Origin of the sequence: Sporobacter termitidis DSM 10068 (assembly GCF_900130065.1) — a bacterium.
GTDB classification, from domain to species: Bacteria; Bacillota; Clostridia; order Oscillospirales; family Oscillospiraceae; genus Sporobacter; species Sporobacter termitidis.
The window spans coordinates 101,947-123,322 of sequence record NZ_FQXV01000013.1 but is presented as its reverse complement, the minus strand read 5'-3'; the positions used below and the strand labels follow the sequence as shown (position 1 = coordinate 123,322).

Annotated in this window: 21 protein-coding genes and 3 riboswitches; of the genes, 10 read left to right on the top strand and 11 right to left on the bottom strand. The window is 59.2% G+C overall.

Going from position 1 to position 21,376, the window contains the following annotated elements; all coding sequences use genetic code 11:
- The first annotated feature begins 75 nt into the window (after positions 1-75).
- On the top strand, positions 76-1,701 hold the full coding sequence (dnaX, locus tag BUB60_RS16100) for a DNA polymerase III subunit gamma/tau (protein ID WP_073081204.1): 1,626 nt from the start codon (positions 76-78) through the stop codon (positions 1,699-1,701).
- A 20-nt stretch (positions 1,702-1,721) separates the two neighbouring features.
- A complete protein-coding gene (locus BUB60_RS16095) occupies positions 1,722-2,063 on the top strand; it encodes a YbaB/EbfC family nucleoid-associated protein (protein ID WP_073081202.1) in 342 nt (113 codons plus the stop codon).
- A 133-nt stretch (positions 2,064-2,196) separates the two neighbouring features.
- Here BUB60_RS16095 and BUB60_RS16090 read toward each other — a convergent pair whose 3' ends face one another.
- From BUB60_RS16090 to BUB60_RS16070, 5 genes are all read right to left on the bottom strand, one after another.
- Entirely contained in the window at positions 2,197-3,474 is a 1,278-nt protein-coding gene (locus BUB60_RS16090) for a M23 family metallopeptidase (protein ID WP_207650776.1), read from the bottom strand.
- Positions 3,475-3,804: 330 nt separating this feature from the next.
- Positions 3,805-4,992 carry a molybdopterin molybdotransferase MoeA gene (locus BUB60_RS16085; RefSeq protein ID WP_073081197.1) on the bottom strand — a complete coding sequence of 396 codons (1,188 nt, stop codon included), beginning with the start codon at positions 4,990-4,992 and terminating at the stop codon, positions 3,805-3,807.
- Between the two features lie 61 nt (positions 4,993-5,053).
- A complete protein-coding gene (locus BUB60_RS16080; protein WP_073081193.1) occupies positions 5,054-6,175 on the bottom strand; it encodes an ABC transporter substrate-binding protein in 1,122 nt (373 codons plus the stop codon).
- Positions 6,176-6,220: 45 nt separating this feature from the next.
- Positions 6,221-7,003, bottom strand: a complete 783-nt coding sequence (locus BUB60_RS16075) for an ABC transporter ATP-binding protein (RefSeq protein WP_073081190.1) — start codon at positions 7,001-7,003, stop codon at positions 6,221-6,223.
- Positions 7,000-8,022, bottom strand: coding sequence for a FecCD family ABC transporter permease (locus BUB60_RS16070; protein WP_073081187.1), 1,023 nt, complete (start codon positions 8,020-8,022; stop codon positions 7,000-7,002). Before BUB60_RS16070 ends, BUB60_RS16075 begins: the two co-directional genes overlap by 4 nt.
- Before the next feature lie 67 nt (positions 8,023-8,089).
- Positions 8,090-8,236: riboswitch (molybdenum cofactor riboswitch) on the bottom strand.
- A gap of 236 nt (positions 8,237-8,472) precedes the next feature.
- Between BUB60_RS16070 and BUB60_RS16065 the strand changes: the two genes are divergently transcribed.
- From BUB60_RS16065 to BUB60_RS16045, 5 genes are read left to right on the top strand one after another with little or no spacing between them, the layout of a single operon-like run.
- Positions 8,473-9,162: a GTP-binding protein gene (locus tag BUB60_RS16065; protein ID WP_073081183.1), complete on the top strand. Its 690-nt coding sequence runs from the start codon at positions 8,473-8,475 to the stop codon at positions 9,160-9,162.
- Complete coding sequence (locus BUB60_RS16060; RefSeq protein ID WP_073081180.1) at positions 9,159-10,178, top strand: ATP-binding cassette domain-containing protein; 1,020 nt, start codon at positions 9,159-9,161, stop codon at positions 10,176-10,178. Before BUB60_RS16065 ends, BUB60_RS16060 begins: the two co-directional genes overlap by 4 nt.
- Before the next feature lie 36 nt (positions 10,179-10,214).
- The gene (locus BUB60_RS16055; protein ID WP_073081177.1) at positions 10,215-10,994 is read left to right on the top strand and encodes a Rossmann-like domain-containing protein; all 780 of its coding nucleotides are present in this window, start codon (positions 10,215-10,217) and stop codon (positions 10,992-10,994) included.
- Positions 10,984-11,685, top strand: coding sequence for a class I SAM-dependent methyltransferase (locus BUB60_RS16050; RefSeq protein ID WP_073081174.1), 702 nt, complete (start codon positions 10,984-10,986; stop codon positions 11,683-11,685). Before BUB60_RS16055 ends, BUB60_RS16050 begins: the two co-directional genes overlap by 11 nt.
- Positions 11,682-12,203, top strand: coding sequence for a nucleoside-triphosphatase (locus tag BUB60_RS16045; protein WP_073081170.1), 522 nt, complete (start codon positions 11,682-11,684; stop codon positions 12,201-12,203). Before BUB60_RS16050 ends, BUB60_RS16045 begins: the two co-directional genes overlap by 4 nt.
- A gap of 21 nt (positions 12,204-12,224) precedes the next feature.
- On the opposite strand, the gene BUB60_RS16040 is transcribed toward BUB60_RS16045, so the two are convergent.
- The 4 genes from BUB60_RS16040 to BUB60_RS16025 form a co-directional block, all read right to left on the bottom strand.
- Positions 12,225-14,906 carry a molybdopterin-dependent oxidoreductase gene (locus BUB60_RS16040; protein ID WP_073081167.1) on the bottom strand — a complete coding sequence of 894 codons (2,682 nt, stop codon included), beginning with the start codon at positions 14,904-14,906 and terminating at the stop codon, positions 12,225-12,227.
- 76 nt (positions 14,907-14,982) lie between these two features.
- Positions 14,983-15,330: a hypothetical protein gene (locus BUB60_RS20215; protein WP_073081163.1), complete on the bottom strand. Its 348-nt coding sequence runs from the start codon at positions 15,328-15,330 to the stop codon at positions 14,983-14,985.
- 155 nt (positions 15,331-15,485) lie between these two features.
- Positions 15,486-15,617: riboswitch (molybdenum cofactor riboswitch) on the bottom strand.
- A 166-nt stretch (positions 15,618-15,783) separates the two neighbouring features.
- Entirely contained in the window at positions 15,784-16,479 is a 696-nt protein-coding gene (gene sigK / locus BUB60_RS16030) for an RNA polymerase sporulation sigma factor SigK (protein ID WP_073081160.1), read from the bottom strand.
- A 182-nt stretch (positions 16,480-16,661) separates the two neighbouring features.
- The gene (locus tag BUB60_RS16025) at positions 16,662-17,171 is read right to left on the bottom strand and encodes an SLOG family protein (RefSeq protein WP_084726559.1); all 510 of its coding nucleotides are present in this window, start codon (positions 17,169-17,171) and stop codon (positions 16,662-16,664) included.
- Between the two features lie 123 nt (positions 17,172-17,294).
- Positions 17,295-17,412, top strand: a riboswitch (FMN riboswitch).
- A 77-nt stretch (positions 17,413-17,489) separates the two neighbouring features.
- On the opposite strand from BUB60_RS16025, the gene BUB60_RS16020 reads away from it, so the two are divergent.
- The gene (locus tag BUB60_RS16020; RefSeq protein ID WP_073081157.1) at positions 17,490-18,068 is read left to right on the top strand and encodes an ECF transporter S component; all 579 of its coding nucleotides are present in this window, start codon (positions 17,490-17,492) and stop codon (positions 18,066-18,068) included.
- Between the two features lie 176 nt (positions 18,069-18,244).
- Here the strand turns inward: BUB60_RS16020 and BUB60_RS16015 are convergent, their stop codons facing one another.
- Both BUB60_RS16015 and BUB60_RS16010 read right to left on the bottom strand, forming a co-directional pair.
- Positions 18,245-18,646 carry a hypothetical protein gene (locus BUB60_RS16015; RefSeq protein ID WP_073081154.1) on the bottom strand — a complete coding sequence of 134 codons (402 nt, stop codon included), beginning with the start codon at positions 18,644-18,646 and terminating at the stop codon, positions 18,245-18,247.
- 178 nt (positions 18,647-18,824) lie between these two features.
- Positions 18,825-19,487 (bottom strand): hypothetical protein, encoded by a 663-nt coding sequence (locus tag BUB60_RS16010; protein ID WP_073081150.1) that lies wholly within the window; start codon positions 19,485-19,487, stop codon positions 18,825-18,827.
- Positions 19,488-19,746: 259 nt separating this feature from the next.
- Here BUB60_RS16010 and hrcA point away from each other — a divergent pair, with 259 nt between their 5' ends.
- Together hrcA and grpE are read left to right on the top strand one after the other, a co-directional pair.
- Positions 19,747-20,826 (top strand): heat-inducible transcriptional repressor HrcA, encoded by a 1,080-nt coding sequence (gene hrcA / locus BUB60_RS16005; protein WP_073081147.1) that lies wholly within the window; start codon positions 19,747-19,749, stop codon positions 20,824-20,826.
- Between the two features lie 27 nt (positions 20,827-20,853).
- Positions 20,854-21,375, top strand: a complete 522-nt coding sequence (grpE, locus tag BUB60_RS16000) for a nucleotide exchange factor GrpE (protein ID WP_073081143.1) — start codon at positions 20,854-20,856, stop codon at positions 21,373-21,375.
- Position 21,376 lies beyond the last annotated feature (1 nt).

Below are 21,376 nucleotides of genomic sequence, written 5' to 3'. Positions count from 1 at the left end.
ACGCCGCGTGTCATTATAAGCATTTTTATTGGCAATCATTCTCAATACGCCAAGGATTTGGAGGGACGTCCGAATATGTATCAGGCATTATACAGAAAATGGCGCCCCAAGACCTTTGACGACATTGTCGGCCAGGAGCACGTCTCCCTGACGCTTAAAAACCAGGTGGTCGGGGGGCGGCTGTCCCACGCCTATCTTTTTGTGGGCACCCGCGGCACCGGCAAGACGACGTGCGCCAAAATTCTGGCCAAGGCGGTCAACTGCCAAAACCCGCAGGACGGCAACCCCTGCAACAAATGCCCCTCCTGCCTCGGCATAGAAAACGGCAGCATCCTGGACGTCATGGAGCTGGACGCCGCGTCGAACAATGGCGTGGACAATGTCCGGGCGCTGCGGGAAGAGGCCGTTTTCACCCCCGTGGACGTGAAAAAGCGGGTCTACATCATCGACGAGGTGCACATGCTGTCCATCTCGGCGTTCAACGCACTTTTAAAAATTCTCGAGGAGCCGCCGGAGCACCTGATTTTTATCCTGGCGACGACCGAAATCTATAAGGTCCCTGCCACGATTTTGTCGCGCTGTCAGCGTTTTACGTTTAAACGCATCCTCCCGGAGAAAATCGCCGAAAGGCTCCGATACGTCGCCGGTCAGGAGGGCCTGACCCTTGCGGAGGACGCCGCGGCGCTGCTCTCCCGCCTGTCGGACGGCTCGCTGCGGGATGCCCTGTCGCTTCTGGACCAGTGCGCCTCCGCCGACGTCATCGATTACGGCCGGGTCGTTTCCGCCATCGGCCTTGCGGACAGCGACGAGATCGCCGGCCTTTTGGCGGCGGTGGCAGGGCGCGACGTTGCCGGCGCGCTGACCGTGCTGGACAAGCTGTATATGGCCGGCAAGGTCATGGCTTCCGTCATCGAGGCGCTGATGAACCTCGTCCGGGATATTCTGGTAACCTCCCTGATGCCGGGCGGCGGAGACGGCCTCTTGTCCGGCAGCTTTGAACCGGCCGTCCTGGATGGCTTTCGGAAACAGTTCACCGCGCCGCAGCTGCTGGGGATGGCGGACATCCTGCGGGAGACGATGCTGGATATTTCAAAGGGCGGCGGCGGGCGGCTTTCCGCCGAGCTCTGTCTGATGCGGCTTTGCCAGGACCCGGGCGGCGTTACGGCACCGGTCCTCCCGGCCGGCGGCGCCTCCTGTCCGCCTATGCCGCCCGTGAGAAACGACGCGGCCGCTCAGCCTGTAAAGTACGCGCCCCCCGAAAGCAGCCCCGCGGCCGAGGCCGCTGACAAGAAGGCGGAGATTTCCGGCGCTCCGAAGGCCGAAAATGTGCCGGAGGCCGTTCCGGCCCCCACAGAGGAACCCGTGCCGGGCCCGGCGCCGGTCCCCGCGGACGGCAACGCCTGGCGCAGTATCCTGCAGCTGCTGGAGAAGAAAATCGACATCCCCACGTCCGCGTATCTGAGCGATCCGGCCATTGCCGACGTGCAGTTTGACGGCAATCAGGTCATAATAAGGGTCAAAAGCGATTTTTACGCAAAAATCATCAATGCCCCGCCGGTGACCGCGGCGGTGAAGGAGGCCGCGGAGGTGGTCCTCAAGGCTCCGGCGGTTGTCCGCGTCGTCACCGGCGGCGGCAGCGCCGGCGGTGAAAGCGGCAAGCTGGACGCGTTAAAACGGTTTTCCAACGTTAAGTTTGAATAATAAAGCAAGGAGTGACCACTTTGGCAAAAGGCGGATTTCACGGCGGCGGCTTCGGCGGCGGAATGAACATGAATATGATCAAGCAGGCCCAGAAAATGCAGGCGGACATGATGAAAATGCAGGCCGAGCTGGAGGAAAAGACCTACACGGCCACATCCGGCGGCGGCGTTGTCTCCGCGGTTGTCAACGGGAAGCATGAGCTCGTCTCCTTAAAAATCGATCCGGCCGCCGTCGACCCGGAGGATGTGGAAATGCTGTGCGACATGGTGACGGCCGCCGTCAACGAGGCCATGCGCATGGCCGATACCACCATGAACGAAAATATGTCAAAACTGACCGGCGGTTTAAATCTCGGCTTTTAACCCCGCCGCGCAATCTCCAGCCTGAATACAGCGTCAATTAAACAGTAAACATATTTCGAAGGGGGCTGCCTTACCGACGTAAAGCAGCCCCCAGATTGTTTAAAAAAGCCCGGCGACGCCGTTTTTCATAATCTTACGGCAAATATTTGACCGGATTGACGGGTATGCCGTCCTTGCGGATTTCAAAGTGGCAGTGGACGCCGTTGGCCTCGCCGGTGGCACCCATGTGGGCGATGACCTGTCCGCGGTATACGCGGTCGCCCTCCTTGACGATGATCTCGCTGCAGTGCCCGTAATAGGTGACGTCCCCGTTGTCGTGCTTGATCTGCACCAGGAGCCCGTAGCCGGAATACCAGCCGGCCTTGGTCACCTCGCCGCCGTCGGCGGCGACGATACTCTCGCCGTAGGAGCCCCCGATGTCGATACCCTGGTGATTGGCGGAGCCAAAGCCCGTGCGGGGGCCGAAGCCGGAGGTGATGACGCCTTCCGTGGGCCAGATATAGCTCCCGTAGGAGGCCGTCTTCGGCCGCGGCGCCGTGCCGACGGCCACCACCTCGGTGACGGGCGCCTTTGTCTGGACCGTGCTGACAACTTCCCTGGACCTGGCAGTACCGTTTATGCACACCGTTTTCTCGGTGATGAAGTTTTCGCCGTCGGCGCCTTCCGTTCTGACGGCGCTGTCCCCCTTGTACAGCGTCGCGTCGTCCACCTTTTCGGTATCGTACGGCACGGTCTCCATGCGTTGGGTCACCTCGGTGCTTTCCACCGTGAGCCTGTACGCCGAGGCCGTATTGCCGGGCTCCAGCAGCGCTTTGATCGCCGCCGGGTCTTTTACCGCGTCGCCGCTGACATACTCGGTCTGCATCGCCAGCGTGTCGGTAAATCTGACGTCCGTGGTCTGCGGCGTTGTGTACTCGCTGAGAATGTCGTTCAATATGCCGCTGAGCGCCTTTGCGTCCTCCGTCGCCCCGACGGCCTTGCCGCCCACCTCCAGCACGTACATTTTGTAGACACCGTCGACGCCGTCGAGAATGGCGTCCTTCAGGTTCTCCGTGTCGTCCGCCCTGGCGCCCAGGTCGGCGGAGACGGAAATGGCGCTGTCCAGCGGGTAGTCGTGCCCGAGTATTTCTTTGAGCTGCTGCTCGGCGCCGGTGACGACAGCTGTCACCTCTTTCATACTCTTCGCGCTGCCGATCTGCTCGCCGTTGAAATATACCGCAAAGCCGGCCTGCGTGTTGACAAGCGTGACAACGAGCGCCAGCGTGAGAAAAATCGTCAGCGCCGCCATTGTCCAGGCGCGGTGCGTCTTATGCCGCCGCGAAAGGGTTCGGTCAAAAAACGAGCGCATGCAGACAGCCGGAATCGTGCCCGGAGGCTCGGACCTGGGTTCATATAATTGCAGTCGCACCATACCACCTCGAATTACAGAAGTACTACACTGGAGTAACATCGCGGTTACCATTGGTTACAGGTTGTAACAATCGTATGATACATTCTCATTGTTCCGTTGTCAAGACGATCTTCTCCTATATATTTCCATGTAATATTCAGGATATAAAAATACGCGCCCATGCGGCGCGTGTTTTTTATGCATCATATATATATTTTTAGGTAAATATTGGTAATCTATTTTATACACCGGACATTTATTATGGACTTATCTTCTAATTTCGTCTCAATATTTTCATAAATTATCACAATGGCAAACCGCCATCTCATAGTATCTCGCCCAGGTCGTGTCCTAGCGCAGGTACTCGACCTCAATGACGTCTCCCGCCGCGTGCCCGGTGCCGCCGCCGTCCGTGACCGTCTGCCCCGAGGCGGTGAGCGTCCGGAAGGTGCAGCCGCCGCGCCCGCCGACGGGGGTGGCTTCAAAGCCGTCGGCACTCCGGCGCACCTCCAGCCGGCGGAGGATCTCCATGCCCGGCGTCGGGCCGACGTCCTTCGTCAGCCTGGCGCGCACAGTCTTGCGCGCCGGCGGCTCGGCGCCGAGAAAGCGGGCCACAAGGGCGGAGACGCACCAGTCCAGAACGAAATACGCCGCAAACGGTGGGCCCGGGACGTTGATGAGCGGCTTGCCCGCCAGCATCGCCGCGCACATGGGCCGGCCCGGCGCGGAGGCCACGCCATGCAGGATATACTCGCCCATGCTGCTGACGATATCGGCGTTGAAGTCCTCCCCGCCCTTGGACGAGCCGCCGCAGATGAGGACAATGTCCGATACCGGCACCGCCCTTTCCAGCGCGGCGCGCAGGGCGGCGGGATCGTCGGGTACGATGGGGAAAAGCCGCGGCTCGGCGCCCATCTCCTCCAGCATGGCGCGCACCATGACGCTGTTCGAGTCGATGTTCTGCCCCCGCTCGGGGGGCGTGCCCGGGGCCACGAGCTCGCTGCCGGTGGGGATAAAGGCGACGACGGGCTTTTTGACGACCGCCACGTCCACCTTGCCGCCAAGCGTCAGCGCCGCCAGGTCAAAGGGCCGCAGGCGTCGGCCCGCGGGCAGTATCTGCTCGCCCTTTTTGACGCTGCTCCCCGCCGGGCGCACGTTCAGCCCCGCCGTCACCGCCGTATCCGGTGCGATCGTGACGCCGCCGTCCGGCAGAAACGTCACCGACTCCACGGGGATCACGGCGTCGAAGCGGTCTTCAAAGTCGTCGCCGGTATCGGCGCGCGCGTACTCCCGGCCCGGTCTCCAGTGGGACGTGTCCGGTATCCCCTTCTGGAACGCGGCGGCGGCCACGCCGATGCCGTCCATCGCCGAGGCGCGGACGACGGGCAGGGTGTATTCCGCGAACATGTCCTGCGCCGCGACGCGGTTGAGGGCTTCCGGGACAGGAACGGTCTCCGTTCCCGGCGCCGGAGCCCAGCGCGACATGATGGCTTCCAGCGCTTCTTTTCTGGACGGGGCTTTCTTTTCTTCCGTTGACATATGACATCTCCTGTCTGGCGTACAGTGCGTCGCCGCAGTGTATAGAGCTTTGGGCGGGCCGTTATTTGGCCAGCGCGTTCTCCGTCAGCGTTTTGAACTGGTCCTCAGTCAGCTTGGCGTGATAGAACAGGTCATAGAATTTCGCCGTCTCGTCGTAGAGGTTATATTTGGCCGTGTCGGGATAGAGCAGCTGGGCCAGCCAGATCATGCCCATGTATCTGTTGACGGACGGCGGCATGCCGAGCCAGTTGTAGGGGCCTTCCGGCACCTCGTAATACTTGCCGTTCTTGACGGCGGAAAGCTGCTGCCAGGTGGCGTCGCTGCCCACGGTGTCGTATACGCTGCCGGGCGCGAAGAGGATGACGTCCGGGTTCCAGTTCAAAAGCTGCTCCATGTCGACGGGGTTGCCGCTGCCCTTGGACGAGGGCGAATCCACCACGGCGGCGTTGTTCGCCAGAAGGTCGACGACCTCCGCGTGAAAAGAGCCCTTGGCGATGACGTTCAGGCCATTGTCGCCGAGGCAGTAGACAAGGCTTGTCTTTTTGTCGCCCATGGCGTCGGCGATCTCATGGGTCCGCTTGTCGACGGTTTCGCAGTACTGCGCCAGCGCCTCGGCCTTGTCCTCAAGCCCCAGGAGCCTGCCGAGGGTCCTGTAGGCGGCGGCCATGGAGTCCGTGGCGGCGGTGATATGTACCGTCGGGATGCCGACCTGCTCCTGGATGCCGTCCATGTCCTCGGCAATGGTGTCCTTCGGCTCGCCCACGTCGATGATGATCTGCGGGGCCAGCTTCGCGACCTCCTCCAGGTTGAGGTCGCCCTGTCCGTAGAACTGGCCGATCACGGGCAGGTCGTAATACTTCTGGTCGATGAACGGCTGAGCGGAGGCCGACCATTTTCCGGCCACGCCGACCAGCATGTCGGGCGCCAGCGAGAACAGCACGATCTGCGCCAGGGAGCCCGAGGCGGCAATGCGGGTGATTTTTGCCGGGACATCCACCGCGCGCCCGGCCGAATCGGTGAATTTTACGGTGGACGACGCGTCTGCCGAGGACGTCGGCTCGGAGGAGACTGCCGAAGCGGACGGCGACGTATCCGTTGGGGCCGATGTGGTGCCCGTGCCGCCGCAGGCGGCGAGCGATAATACTAAAACGAATGCCAGCAAAAGGGATAGGAGCTTTTTCATATTATAACCTCTTTTCAGATTGATTTTAAGGGCTTTTGCCCGGGGTCACGTGTCGATCACGCTTTTCGGCAGGCACATGCGCGCCTTGCCGCCGTACAGGCTTTGTATCTCCACCTCCACGTTGTACAGGTCCTTGATGAGCGCGTCTGTGATGACCTCAAAGGGCCTGCCGTGCCGGACGACCCGCCCGCCCTGCAGCGCCAGCACCCTGTCGGCGAACATAAAGGCCTGGTCGGGACTGTGGGTGGATAAAACAACGGTATAGCCCTCGCGGGCGAGCAGCTTGATCTGGGAGAGGATGCGCAGCTGGTTGCCGTAATCCAGGTTCGATGTCGGCTCGTCCATCACAAGGATTCTGGCGTCCTGCGCCAGCGCCCGCGCGATCAGGACGAGCTGCCGCTCTCCCCCGCTGATCTGCAGGTAGCCCCGCTCCTTCAAATGGGTGATGCCCAGGCGCTCCATGGACTGCTCCGCCAGCTCCAGCTGCCTTTTTTTTGGCACGTTGACGTCGGATATCTGCGCGCTGGTGCCCATGAGGATAATGTCGAAAACCGAAAAGTTGAAGGCCGGCGCGTGGGACTGGGGGATATAGGCCACGCGGCGCGCCGTTTCTTTGATATCCAGCTTTTTCGCGTCCAGGCCGTCCAGCAGGATTTCCCCCTCGGTATACGGCAAAAGCCCGAGGATGCACTGGAAGAGCGTGCTCTTCCCCACCCCGTTCGGCCCCAGGACCGCCAGCAGCTCCCCGGTCCGGGCCGTAAAGCTCACGTCGGCGAGGACGCGGCGCTCCTTGTAGCTGAAGCTGAGATCATTGACCGTCACGCTCATCGGCTGCCCGCCTCCCTGGTAATGAGGTAGATGAAAAACGGCGCGCCGATAAAGGCGGTGAGGATGCCGATGGGAATCTCGAGCGTCAAAAGATTGCGCGAGACGTTGTCGATGAGCAGCAGGAAAAGCGCCCCGAACAGCATCGTGGCGGGCATGAGGTGTCGGTAATTGTTGCCCACGAGCCGCCGCGTCAGATGCGGTATCACAAGTCCCACCCAGCCGATCATGCCGCTGACGGAGACGCTGGCGGCGGTGACGAGCGTGGCGCAGATGACGACGATGAGCCGGATTCTCGTGGCGTTGATGCCGATGGTCCGCGCCTCGTCGTCACCAAAGGTGAGCACGTTGACGCGCCAGCGGAGGAGAAACAGCGGCACAAGCCCCACCGCCATCGGGACGGCGGCGAAAAGCACGTCCTTCTTCGTGGCGCCGGCAAGGCTGCCGATGAGCCAGTAGGTGATCATGGGGAGCCTGTCCGACGGGTCGGCCACCAGCTTTATGTACGACGTGCCCGCCGTGAAAAGCGAGCTGACCATGATGCCCGATAAAATAAGCCCCAGGACCTTCGACCCCTTCGCCTTGCGGCTGACGAGATAGACGAGCGCCACCGTCACAAGGCTGAAAAAGAACGCGCTGACGGTGATCATGGTCTGCGAGGCGTAATTGAGAATCGCAAACGCCGCGCCAAACGCCGCTCCCGCCGACGCGCCGAGGATGTCGGGGGAGGCCATGGGGTTTTGAAAAATGCCCTGATAGGACGCACCCGCCGCCGACAGGCAGCAGCCGACAAGGCAGGCCAGCAGGATGCGCGGGAGGCGGATATTGAACAGCACGGTCGCCATCGTGTCCGTCCAGAACTTCTCGATGGGGAAAACCTTCGACAGCAGGATGCCGCCGAGCTCCCTCGGCGTGATCGGATACCGGCCGAGATTGAAAGAGACGACGACGGCGACCACCAGCACGATGCCGAGAGCGAGTATAATGATCGCGTTTTTACCCGCGAGGCTGAGCTTGCGCATGACTTTTCCCCTTAAAACGAAATTGCCCCCGAAAACGGAAGCAATCACTCAGGCGCCGGAAACGCCGGCGCCGCCTATGTATTGCTCCTTTTCAAAACAGAAGGCCCTGCCGTTTCCAGCAAAACCGTGCGGGCGCGCGGCAAAAACGCCGCCGCCCAGGCTGCACCGCCATGAACTTTGTGACAGGTGTTGCAGCTCGGAGCCAATATTGGATTTTATCTGTATAAATCAATGAAATTTATGCAGATACTATCATTTTTCCACGAGAAGCTTGAAATGGCTTTATTTTGAGTTAATATTTTAGTATAATAATATAATATCAAACCAAAACAGACCAAACTAAATCCACTTATCTCCAAGCAAATTTAACCAGTACAAATATATTTTACATAAGATCGCGTCAATGTCAACACTCTTTCTCACGCGAACGGCAGATCGGGAGCATTTATTATGAAATTGATCACCTTTGCAGGCCCGCCCTCCTCCGGCAAAACCTCCGTCATCCTCAAACTGATAGAAGCCCTGGACATGGACCCCAGCGACGTCGGCGTCGTCAAATTCGACTGTCTGACGTCGTTTGATTACCTCCGCTACGAGGAGGCCGGCGTCAAAACCGTCACGGGCTATTCCGGCAAAACCTGCCCCGACCATTTCTTTGTCGGGAATATCGAGGACGCCGTCCAGTGGGGGCTGCGCTCCGGCTTCAGGCTGCTGATCACGGAGAGCGCCGGCCTGTGCAACCGCTGCTCGCCGTACATCAACGGCATCGCCTCCGTCTGCGTCATCGACAATCTCTCCGGCGTCAACACGCCCAGAAAGATCGGCCCCATGCTCAAGCTGGCCGACTATGTCGCCGTGACGAAGGGCGATATCGTCTCTCAGGCCGAGCGGGAGGTCTTCGCCTTTAACATCAGGCAGGTCAACGCCTCGGCCAAGCTCGTCAGCGTCAACGGCATCACCGGCCAGGGCGCGTTCATGCTGGCAAAGCACCTGAGGGACGCCAAGGATATCACCACCCTGAAGGATTTGAAGCTGCGCTTCACAACGCCCGCCGCCGTATGCTCCTACTGCACGGGAGAAACGCGCATCGGCGAAATCTATCAGATGGGCACGCTGAAGAAAATGGGTTTTGAGCTATGACGGAACGGGAGCTGTATGATTTTTTAACGACGGCGGCCCTTGGGGATATTCTGGTGCGCTACCCCCTGGCCCGCGACTTTCTCTCCAACATCCGCGTCCGGGAGATACCGCCGGAAATGCGCCTTGAGGCGCTGCTCGCGGCGCTGGACGACACCGTCGCCGATGAATTCGGCCTCCGGAAAGAGGATATCCCGTACCAGCTGTGCCGCTTTCTCCTCTCCGTCACGCCGGGGCAGGCGCGGGAGGCGTCGGTCTCGTCGCTGACGATACTGGGCGGCCGGAACAAGTCCGGCGAGGCCGAAAATGTCACCCTCACGCTGGCCAGAGGCGAGGTCGCCGCCGTGGTGGGGCCCACGGGCTCCGGCAAAAGCAGGCTCCTGGCAGACATCGAGTGCCTTGCCCAGCGCGACACGCCCACCGGTCGGCAGGTACTGGTCAACGGCCAGGAGGTGCCGGACGAGACGCGCTTCGATATGGACGGCAAGCTGGTGGCGCAGCTGTCCCAGAATATGAATTTCGTCATGGACATGTCTGTCCGCGAATTTTTGGAGATGCACGCCCGCAGCAGGTTTTCCGAGGACGTGGATAAAACCGTGGCCCTGTGCATGGCGTGCGCCAACAACCTGGCGGGCGAGCAGTTTTCCTGCGATACGAAGGTGACGCAGCTGTCCGGCGGCCAGTCCCGCGCGCTGATGATCGCGGACACGGCGTATATGAGCGTCTCGCCGCTGGTGCTCATCGATGAGATCGAAAACGCCGGCATCGACCGGAAGAAGGCCATCCGGGTCCTGACGAAAAACGACAAGATCGTCCTCATTGCCACCCACGACCCGCTCCTGGCGCTGAATGCCGGCAAACGGATCGTCATCAAAAACGGCGGCATCTTTAAGGTGATCGAAACGACGCCGGAGGAAAAGCGCGTGCTGGCCGATATTGAAAAGATAGACGACACGCTGTTAAAGCTCAGGACGCAGCTCCGGTCAGGCGCGCGCATCACCGCGCTTGACGCCTTATAAATATCCTTCTGGCAACATTATAAAGGAGGCAACGACATGTGGGAGATATACGACGCGCTCATCGGCGGGATTCCGGAGGAGCTCACGGCAGATCGGATCGTCTGCGGGCGCGTGCATACGATTGTCGCCAACGCGCTGGGCGCGGGCTTCAGCTATACGCTCGATGACGACACGCGCCTGCCGGTTTCGTCCGGCGACCTGACCGGCAAGCCGCTCAGGGAGGTCGCCGCGCTCATAAAATCCTGGAATTTCCCCGAGGCGGCCATCGGCCACGCCGCCATCAATTCCTATTATAATGCGCCGTCCGTGGCCCGTGCAAACGGGATCGAGGTGCACGACGTCATGCACAAGGAGGACCGGGTCAACGACCCGTTCATCACCTCTCAAAACGACGTCAAGGGCAAAAAGGTCGCCGTTCTGGGCCATTTCCCGTATCTGGAGACCTTTTTTGAGCCGGTCTGCGATTTGTCTATTATCGAATGGGAGCCCACGGAGCAGGGCGAGTATCCCTTCTCCTCCTGCGAATATATCCTGCCGGTCTCGGACTTCATCTATATCAGCTGCCGGAGCCTGCTGGACAAAACCTTCCCCCGGCTTCTGGAGCTGTCGAAAAACGCGCGGCGCGTCGTCCTTGTCGGCCCCGCCACGACGATGGCGCCGTACCTTTTGACGCTCGGTATCAGCGACCTGTCGGGCTTCGTCGTCAAGGATGCGGAAATGGCGCTCAGGATCACCGCCGGCGCTGAAAACGCCAGGATGTCCAGGAGCGGGCAGAAAGTCTCTTTGAAGGAGGACGGGGCAGCGCATGTACTTTAACTGGGACAGGGACACGATCCGCTGGTATACGAATTCCGAAAAATACACGGGCTTTTTCAAAAAGCTTGCCGAGGCGATCGCGCCGATGGTGGCCGACTGCAAAACCCTCTGCGACCTGGGCTGCGGACTGGCGCTGTTCGACTTTGAGATCGCCCCGCGCTTTGACGCCGTGGACTGTCTGGATATCAACAAGGCCGCCCTCTCCGCCGTTTCCGAACGGGCGCAAGAGCGCGGCATCGATAATATACATACGCTCCTGCAGGACTGCGACGCGCTCTCCGGCGCGTGGGACGCCGTTTACATGAGCTTTTTCGGGAGCCGGGAGCTGGACCGGTACCTCCCCTTCTGCAAAAAGCTGGTGGCCGTCGTGGCCGCGGCCTCGAATACGGAGCTGTTCCCCAAGCGCGGCCGGGGCTTTACGCGCAACACCGACGGTGACACGCGGGAATACCTGGACACGAAGGGCATCCCCTATGCGCTGACGACCATGCGCCTAGAATTCGGCCAGCCGTTTACCTCAATCGAGGACGCCGCGCATTTCCAGCGGACCTACGCGCCCTATGCCTCCGATGGGGAGATCGATACGTTTTTGGCTCAAAAGCTGGTCAAAACGGAGAGCGCGGAATTCCCCTACTATATCCCGCGGGAAAAGTCCGTCGGCATTTTCGAGCTGAAGGGCGGGCTGGTATGAAGCATGTCTTTCTGACGGGCGAGATACAGATCGGGAAAAGCACCGTCATCCAAAAGGCGCTGTCTCTCCTGAACGTCGATTACGGCGGCTTCCGGACTTATTTCAGCGCCGACCGCGCCCGCCCCGACCGGCGGCTGTATATCGGCAGGGCCGGCCTGCCGCTCCCGTACGGCGAGGAGAACACGGTGGCCCGCTTTTCCAAGGCGCTGCCGCCGCAGCCGTTCCCGGAGCGCTTCGATACGCTGGGGACGCAATACATCGCGGAGGCCGCGGAAAGCGCGCGTCTGATCGTCATGGACGAGTGCGGCAACCTGGAGGACGGGGCGCCCCGCTTTCAGCGCGCCGTTTTCACCGCGCTGGAGGGCGCCGTCCCCGTGCTGGGCGTCCTCAAGCTCTCCTCCGCCGGTTGGGTGGATGAAATCCGCCGGCACCAAAGCGTCGCCCTCATCTCCGTCGACGCGCAAAACAGGGACGCCCTCCCCCGGCTCGTGGCGGACAGCCTCCGGCCATCCGTCTGACGCCGGCTTCCGCGCCGGTTTTTACGTCCGCGCCGACGCTTTTCTGAGATATTTTCTTCTTTCCTTTGCCTGGATTTCTTCAAAGCCGTGACCCTCGATGATCTCCCGGCATGTTTCCGCCTCGGGATCGGCATCCCTTGCCACAGCGTCAAGCTTATATTCAAAGCACTGGCTGTCCGGGATCGGGCCCTCGTATTTGCACACGTCCAGCAGCGTGGAGTTCGGCGCCATGCCCGGCACCATCGAGCCTATCAGCTTTCCCGGCGACAGAATGTTGACGCAGCCGCCGATATCCATGGAGGTATCCCCCGGCACGACGGGATTGTAGATACCCGAGGAGCCGTAGGCGTGGATGGTATTTTCCTCAACGCGGTAAGTAACTCTGGCGATACAGAGCACCGACCCGCGTTCATTGAACAGCAGCATAAAATCGCCGTCCTTGATCCCCTTCTCGGCCGCCTTCTTCGGATGGATGCGGGCAACGAGATAGGGGTTTCCGTTTCTGTACTCCCGGTTTTCGCGGATCTCCCAGAACCACGGTGTGGAGGAGTTGTGCTGGGTGTGGTAATCGAAGCGGGGGTGCGGCGTGATGAGATGAAACGGATACTTCCGCGCCTTGATAGAGTGGTGGCCCTCCCAGCTGTGCTTGTAGGTGGCGATGGGCGTGCGGGCCTCGTCGCCCGGCGCCCAGTACAGAAGGCTCTCGGAGACGAACTCGAACTTGCCGGTAAAGGTCCCCAGCTTGCCCTCCTCCTGGCACGGCTTGTGGTTGGGCGTGTCGCAGGGATAGCCCTCGGCAAACCAGCGGAAGCCGTAATGGCGCTCCCGGTCCTCCGGCACGGGCGCCACGTAATAGCCCTTCCTGGTGAAGTCTTCCCAGGATATTTTCTCGCACAGGTCGGATTTTTCCCAGAAGCGCTTGCACCAGTCGAGCTCGGTGCGGCCCTCCGTGAATTCCTGGCCCCAGCCAAGGCGTTCGGCCACCTGCGCAAAGATCCAGTAGTCGGACCGGGACTCCCACAACGGCTCGATGGCCTTGTCCTGGAAGACGACCACCTGCCAGCTGTTGCCGGTCTGGGAGTGGGACTGATAGCCGCCGTTGCCGGAGTTGCAGAGCTCGCCGATATCGTACCGCTCCAGGTTCGTGCAGGCGGGCAGGATCACGTCGGCAAAGCGCGCCTCGCCGTGGAAGTGGATATCCTGGTTGACGACAAACTCCAGCTCGGGAGATTTGTACATCCTGACCCACTTGTTGGTATCCAGCATGGTACCCATGAAGCAGCCGCCGTAGCGCCAGAACATGTGGACCTTGTTATAGCCCGGCTTGGGATAAATATTTTCCGTGAATTCCAGGTCGAGCCCGCCGCCGCAAAAGCCCTCGCCGTACCACTCGTAGTGGCCGTCCAGGATCGCGTCGGGGACGTTGGGGCGGTAAAGCTTCTGGGTCACGCAGTTCACCGCCGTCTTGTCGGCGATGGGCTGGTTGGCGATCTGAGAGAGAGGGTCCGAGTAGCCGCCGAACCAGAAATTGTAATCCATGGGCGCGCCTGTGGTGCCCACCCAGATGTTCTGGCCGGGCTTGCCCATGCCCTGCATGGCAAAAAGCTGGACCATCAGCCGGGCGAATTCCGTACCGTTGGCCGTGCGGCACACGCCGCCGAAGCCGCCGCGCAGGCCGGAGCCGCCCATGGTTTTGGTGGAGGCCCAGCGCCGTGCCAGCGCCTTGATGTCGGCTGCGGGAATGCCTGTTTCCGTCTCGACCCATTTCGGCGTTTTGGCCGTTCTGTCAATGCCCCGGCCCAGGATATAGTCGGCCCATTCGTCAAAGCGGTGGGCGTGCCTTTGGATATACCCCTTGTCGTAAAGCCCTTCCGTCAGCCACACGTAAGCGATGCCCTCGCAGAGCGCCGCGTCCGTGCCGGGGCGGGGGCCGAACCACTTGTCCGCCTGCTTGACGGAGGAGAAGTTGTTAAACGGGTCGATATAAATAAATTGGACGCCCATATCGTCAAGCCAGTGGCGCCACATGGTGGATTCGTTGCCGGCGTAACCGCCGCGGGTCGTGTCGGGGTCATGGGACCACATGATCATCGTCTCCACGTTTTGCAGGGCGTCCTCCAAAAGGTCAAACGCCTCCGTGCCGCCCAGGCGCCAGTAATAGCCATACGTGTGGGGCGCCCCCCAGGTGAAGCCCTCCCAGGAATCCGGGTTGTCCTTGAGCTCGGTGTAGCCCATCATTCTGAAAAACCGCGCGAAGGTGGACAGCTTGTAGCCCACAAGGCCCCAGGAATGGTGAGACCCCGTGCAGGCGGTAACGGTTTCCTTGCCGTACGTGGCATGGAGGCGCTTGATTTCCCTGGCCACCAGGTCGAGGGCCTCGTCCCAGGTGGCGCGGCGGTAACCGGACTTGCCGCGGTTTTCGGTGCTGCGGTTTTTGCCGTCCGGCGTTTCCACGAAATCCTCGCGGATCATCGGATAGCGGATGCGGTCATAGGAATAGGCCCTGTTTTTCTCCGTCAGGGCGATAAAGGCGGGCTGCGCCTTGCGGTTGGGCGTATATTCCTTGCCCCTGGCCTTGATCACCCAGCCCTTTGGGTCGTTGTCGTCGAACACGATAGGCCGGATACGCCTGATCACGCCGTCCACGGTATGTATCGCGATGGGGCCCCCGACACAAACGCTGTGCGTCACTCTTTCAGCCATTGCTTTTCCTCCTAATAGTATTGCGTGTCTTTGAATTGATGTCGCCGCCCGGGCGGTCCGGCCTGATGCAGGGCGTTTAAACCGGCCCGCCGTCGCCGTCCGGGAATATGGACAGGATGCCTTCCTCGGCGCAGCGCATAAGGGTGTATATATCGAGCGCGCGGTCAAACTCCGCCTCATAAAGATATTCGGATCGGTCGGCGAGCCTTTGTATGGCCGCGGTATTCTGTCCATACTTCGGGACCTGGTTCCGGCGCGCGCCGGCGGCGCCGTGTTCATGCAGGATCAGCTGATACCGGTTGTCACGCTCCAGAATATACAAAAACGCATTCTTTGAGCGCGCGATAATCATGTGGCCGCGGCCCAGCCCTTCCAGTATCCCGCCGCGCTTGACAGGCAGCGTTATCATGCCGATGTTCTCCATATATCCTCCGCGGCAGCTCAGACCAGGACACGCCCGCGCCTGCTACCGTTGTTCATCTGCGACGAAAACCCCGGCATATAAAATAAGGCAGCCTGTTTTGAGACGGACAAACAGGCTGCCTGAAACTGTGCAGCAATGCGCGCGGGAAAGCCGGCTCCCGCACCTATTTGTCTCCTTCTCAAAAGGAAGGCAGGGCCGTTTCCAGCCATACCCCGCGAGCCCGAGGGCTCAGGCCAAACGTCATGGTCGAAACCTTTAGACCATTTGGCTCGGAAACAGATTATCAGTCGGATTACGTCGAAAATGCGACGCCAGCCTCTGTATGATAACCTACATTTATCATACAATAAATTTTTCTTTTTATCAAGTCTTAAATTAAACGCATAAGCCCGCAAAAAGAGAGCCTGCCGGGCAAGCAGGCTCTCCCTTTCCGCGTGTCCTTCCCCGCGGCATTTACAAATAAGAATCCTCAAAGCATTTCCGGAGCTTTTCCAGCGCTTTCTTCTCGATCCTTGAGACATACGAGCGGCTGATGCCGCAGATGGCTGCGATCTCCCGCTGGGTTTTGGGCGTTGAGTTGTCGAGGCCGTAGCGCATGGTGATGATCTCCGCTTCCCGGTCCGACAGCGTTTCGCCGATGTACTGGCAGAGCTGGCCGCAGGTTTCACGGGCGCTCAGATTGTCCAGCATGTCGTCTTCCACGCTGATGACTTCCATGAGGGACAAGCTGTTCCCATCCTTGTCGGTATCGATCGAATCGGAAAGCGACAGATCGCCCGCCGTTTTTTTCAGGCTCCTGAAATACATCAGGATTTCATTTTCGATGCAGCGGCTGGCATACGTGGCCAGGCGCACCCGTCTCTCCGGCTTGTAAGTGGATATCCCCTTGATCAGCCCGATCGTGCCGATGGAAATCAAATCGTCCTGCTCGCTCGTGAGCGTGTAGTATTTTTTAATGATATGCGCGACAAGACGCAGATTACGCTCGATCAGGATATTTCTTGCCTCCATGTCCCCCCGCATGAAGAGATCTATGTATTTCTCCTCCTCGGCCGCGGACAGCGGCTTGGGAAACGACCCCGCGCCGTCCGACATGCGCAGCATGAGAAAGGGGCTCATCAGTAAAATGGCAAATGTGGCAGACAGCATATACACACCACCAAAAACGAGATTGGTATAGTGTATTCTGCCTCTATTTGTCCATATACACAAATCAGGAGCCGCACCGATAGTAAAAAAGACGAAAGAAACAGCCGTTATTTCATCCGGCTGTTATCGGCCAATATGGGATCTGTTAGCCGAATCTGGCATTTATATCCGGCAGAAACCGCCTACGGCTTTATCTGGATGATTTCCAAGCCTTGCCGGCCGGCGTAGCCCACGGTTTGCATGGTGCCGCCGAAGCGTCCGTCGTAGACGGCGATGAGGAGCGAGGCGTGGTCTACCATGTACATATTACGGCGCATCATGCAGTCCGGCGTGTATTTCCTGCTGACAAGGGTCTCCACGTCGCACTGCTCCACCAGCTTAAAATATCTGCTGCGCTGGGCCTCGTTCCAGCGGGCGGCCTGATCCTCGCACGGCAGGGCGGCCTCCAGCGTCACGTCCGGATGGTCGTCGCGGAGCTGCAGGGCCGTCTCGCAGAAAAGCGTGTCGCAGCCCAGCGCCATCCCGCAGATAAAATGGCGGATGCCGGACGCGTAAACGGCGGAAACAATATCACATAATTTTTCCCTGAGCCGCAGGCACCGTTCGTCGTCCTCGTTATATCCCCAGGGGAGCTTGTCGGGCCGGTAGCCGGAAAAGCAGCAGGTGGTCATGCGCTCAGTCGTCTGGCTCATATATCTCCCGGACAGTTTCATCATTTTTAATAAGTCATATTCTAATATGCCCGTCATCATTTGTCAAAAAATAAAGTTGCATTTTGCGCGGAATCTGCTATAATGACAGCAAATATTTGAATACGTTGTCTTCAGGGCAGGGTGTAATTCCCGATCGGCGGTACAGTCCGCGAGCGCGAGAGCGCATGAATTGGTGCAACTCCAATACCGACAGTTAAAGTCTGGATGAGAGAAGATTTCGTCAAACGGCAGTTTGGCATTTAAGTCACCTGAAAGACATGTCTTTCGGGTGTTTATTATTTTCCGGAGGTCGGCCCGATGAAATTCACCACGCGCAATCTTGTTATCATGGCATTTTTTATTGCTCTGTCCGTCGTTTTGGTTTACCTTATCCATTTTCCCATCTTCCCCGCCGCGGCATATCTCGAATACGACCCCGCCGACATCCCGATACTGATCGGCGCCTTCGCCTTCGGACCTGTGGCCGGCATCCTCCTGACACTGGTCGCCAGCGGCATCCAGGCGCTGACGGTCAGCGCGGCCAGCGGCCTTTACGGGTTTTTGATGCACGCCATCGCCACCTCCACCCTCGTGGTCGTGGCCAGTGCCATCTACCGCTTCAGGCATACGCGCGCCGGCGCCATTATCGGCCTCGGCTGCGGCACAGTGGCGATGAGCGTCGTCATGGTGATCGCCAACCACTTTGTCACGCCGCTGTTTTTGATGGTGCCCGCCAGCGCCGTCGACCCGCTGCTGCTGCCGATCATCGCGCCGTTTAACCTCATCAAGGCCGGCATCAACTCTACGGTCACCTTCCTGGTGTATAAATCCATCTCCAAGTACATTATCCACGGCTCGGGCTTCGGCGCCAAAAAAAGCGCGGACAATAAGATTTAACGACTTCTCCGGCTCCCTTAGACGAGGGAGCTGTCGCCCGTAAGCGACTGAAGGAGGGAACATGTCGGCGCCGCACCGCGCAAGCGGCGGCGGGAGCAAGCCCCCGCCCTACGGCATACTCACCCAGCGCTTATTAAAACAGATACCGGAGCTTTCCGGTATCTGTTTTTCCATTGTTACCGCTTTGAAAAGTCGAAGGCGGCGCTGTCGCCGGGGTTGATATTAATATAGGCGCGCTGGTTCATGAGCCTGTTCATTCTGCTGGTGGGCGTATCGGTCTTTTTGCTGCTGTTGACATTGCTGCCGGAGCCGTACGTGCCGGGCGCACCGGGCTTCACCGCGCCGTTTGAGGTCCCCTTTGGCATCCCGTTGGTCGCGCCGTTGGTTGCGCCTCTGGTCAGACTGTTGCCTCTCGTCAGGTTGTTGTACGCTCTGCCCAGGTTATTGCCATATGCCGGGCTGGTGTATGTCCCGGGCGATGCGTACGGCGTCACGCCGGGCACGTTGGGCGCGACATTGCAGCCGGCCAGAACGCATACCATGACGACCGCCAGGATAAGATACCATGCTTTTTTCATTTTTGCCTCCTGTTGAAAGAACCGCGGACGGTTCCTCTTATCTGGTTGATGCAGTTTTAGTATGTTCAATTATATAAATAATTGCGTGCTAAATGTTGTCAGACAAATCGGCAAAAAAATAAAAGAGCCGACAAATTTCACCGTTTGTCAGCCCTTTGTAACTAATTGTTGAGGAAAATTAAACAGTCCATACGCTGTGCACGATCACGGTCAGCTTCAGCTCGCCGTTATATTTTTCAAAGCCGAGCCGCAGGCTGCTCCAGTCGAGGCCGTCGGCATTCGCGTCCGTCCCGGGAATGTGGAAATCGACGTACCGGATGTTCGGAAAAACGTCCTTGATGTTCTCCAGCGAGTTGCCGGTTTTAATGACGGTATCCACGCCGATCTGGGTGGCCAGCGTATAATCCTTGTCAAACACGAATTTCTTGAAATAATCTGCCGGCGTCATTTCGATCGGGCTCCCGCTACCGTCGTACTTGCCCCACACGTATTTGTTGTTATCGCCCGCAAAGGCGCCCACCTGCGCCGCGGTAAAGCATTTGTTCGACGTCAGGTTGATGGTGGCGTAGGGCGAAAAAACGACGCCGAACTCGGGATGGACCATCGACGACAGGCCCGCGTAATCGCCGGCTTTAATATAATCCAGCACTTTGTAGGCGTATTGTGTCAGCTCGGCGTTTGTCGCGGCGGCCCTGAGAGAAACCGAGGCCGCGGGTTTTTTGGTGCCCACCGTTTTTTCAAACAGCCCGTCACCCGATGTGTAATATGCCGCCAGGCATGCCGCCACGCCGACGGCGATACCGACGATGACCAGCAGAACGCGCGTAAGGATTCTCTTCAATAAATTCACCAGCTTCCCGTCGAAGAACCGACACAACTCCCATTTGGTGCATCAAGGATACTTGATTGATATTTTAAATGCAACAACAATAATTTACAAAAGTAACAATACATAAAATCTTTCAGATTATTAATAAAATAAAAACAATATGAACAAGGTACTTGACATCAATGCTCCATAGTGCTAAATTATGGCTAGCACTCCCAAGGGGAGAGTGCTAATTCTCTGAAACGGCGCCGGCTTGAAAGGTAGACGGGATATGGATCTCGGCGAGCGTAAAAAAAGAATACTGCGCGCCGTGATCGACCAGTACGTCGAGACGGCGGAACCCGTCGGCTCGAAAGCCATTGCCGGCGACATCGGCATGAACGTCTCGCCGGCCACCATCCGCAACGAAATGGCGGAGCTGGAATCGATGGGCCTTCTGGAGCAGCCGCATACCTCTGCCGGCCGGATACCCACGCCCCAGGGCTACCGCATGTACGTCAACGAGCTCATGCGCCAGCACAGGCTGTCGCTGGAAGAAACCGAGACGATCAACCGCACGCTGAAAAGCCGCATCCAGCAGCTCGACAAGCTGCTCACCGATGTGGGGCGCCTGACCTCGCAGCTTGTGAGCCTGCCGGCATACGCCCTGAGCGCCGCGGCCTCCATCGTCACCGTCTCGCGCTTCGACATCATCTATGTCGACCCGAATACATTTATCGTCGTCGCGATGCTGAGTAACAAAACAGTGAAAAACAAGCTGGTCCAGCTGCCGTTCCCCACCGAGCAGGGCACGCTGACAAAGCTTGCCACGCTTTTCAACGCCAGCTTTACAAATATTACGGAGGACCGGATCACCACCCAGCTGATCTCCTCCACGGAACGGGCCGCGGGTGACGAGATGGGCATCGTCGCCGTCATCGCCGGCTTTGCCATCGAGCTTTTATATGAAACAAAGCTGAGAGAGACCCATATCGCGGGCACCTCGAATCTGCTGGAGTATCCCGAGTACAGGGACGTTGAGAAAGCCCAGCGTCTCCTCCGCTATCTGTCGGACGAGGAGGAGCTGCTGAGGCTCCCGGGTCCGGCGCCCGAGGACAGCGGCGGTATGAAAATCACCATTGGGCCCGAAAATCTGGCCGAGGAGCTGCGCGATTCCAGCGTGATCGTGGCGCGCTACGACGCCGGAGACGACATGCAGGGGCTTATCGGCGTCGTCGGGCCGACGCGCATGGACTATTCAAAGGTCGCCGCGCGCCTCGGGTATATCGCCCGGGGCCTGAGCTGGCTTTTATCGGGCGGCGACAAGCCGCCGGGCAGCCTTGCCGAAGGGCATGACAAGAGCCCGCCATAAAGATAATTATTCTAAGGAGATGATACAATGTCAAAGGCCAAGAAAGATGAAGCGCCCGAGGAAATACCCCTGGAGGCTGAAATCGTGGAGGAAACCCCGGCTCCCGAGACTTCTAAGACAGAGGAGCTTGAAACGGCGCTGAAAGCCGAAAAAGATAAGTATCTCCGGCTGGCCGCCGAATACGACAACTACAGAAAACGCAGCATAAAAGAGCGCGAGGCGCTGTACGACGACGTCCGCTCGGACACCATCAAAAAGCTTCTGCCGGTTTACGACAACCTGGCCCGCGCCTTGAGCCAGGAATGCTCGGACGACGCCTTTTTCAAGGGCGTCGAAATGACGATGGCGCAGCTCAAGGACATTTTGGAAAAGTGCGGCGTGACGGAGATCCCCGCCGTCGGGGAGCCCTTCAATCCCGATGTTCACAACGCCGTCATGCACGTGGAGGACCCCGCCTTCGGCGCCTCGACGATTGCCGAGGAATTTGAAAAGGGCTTCAAGCTCGGCGATAAGGTGATCCGCTGCTCCATGGTCAAGGTCGCCAACTGAA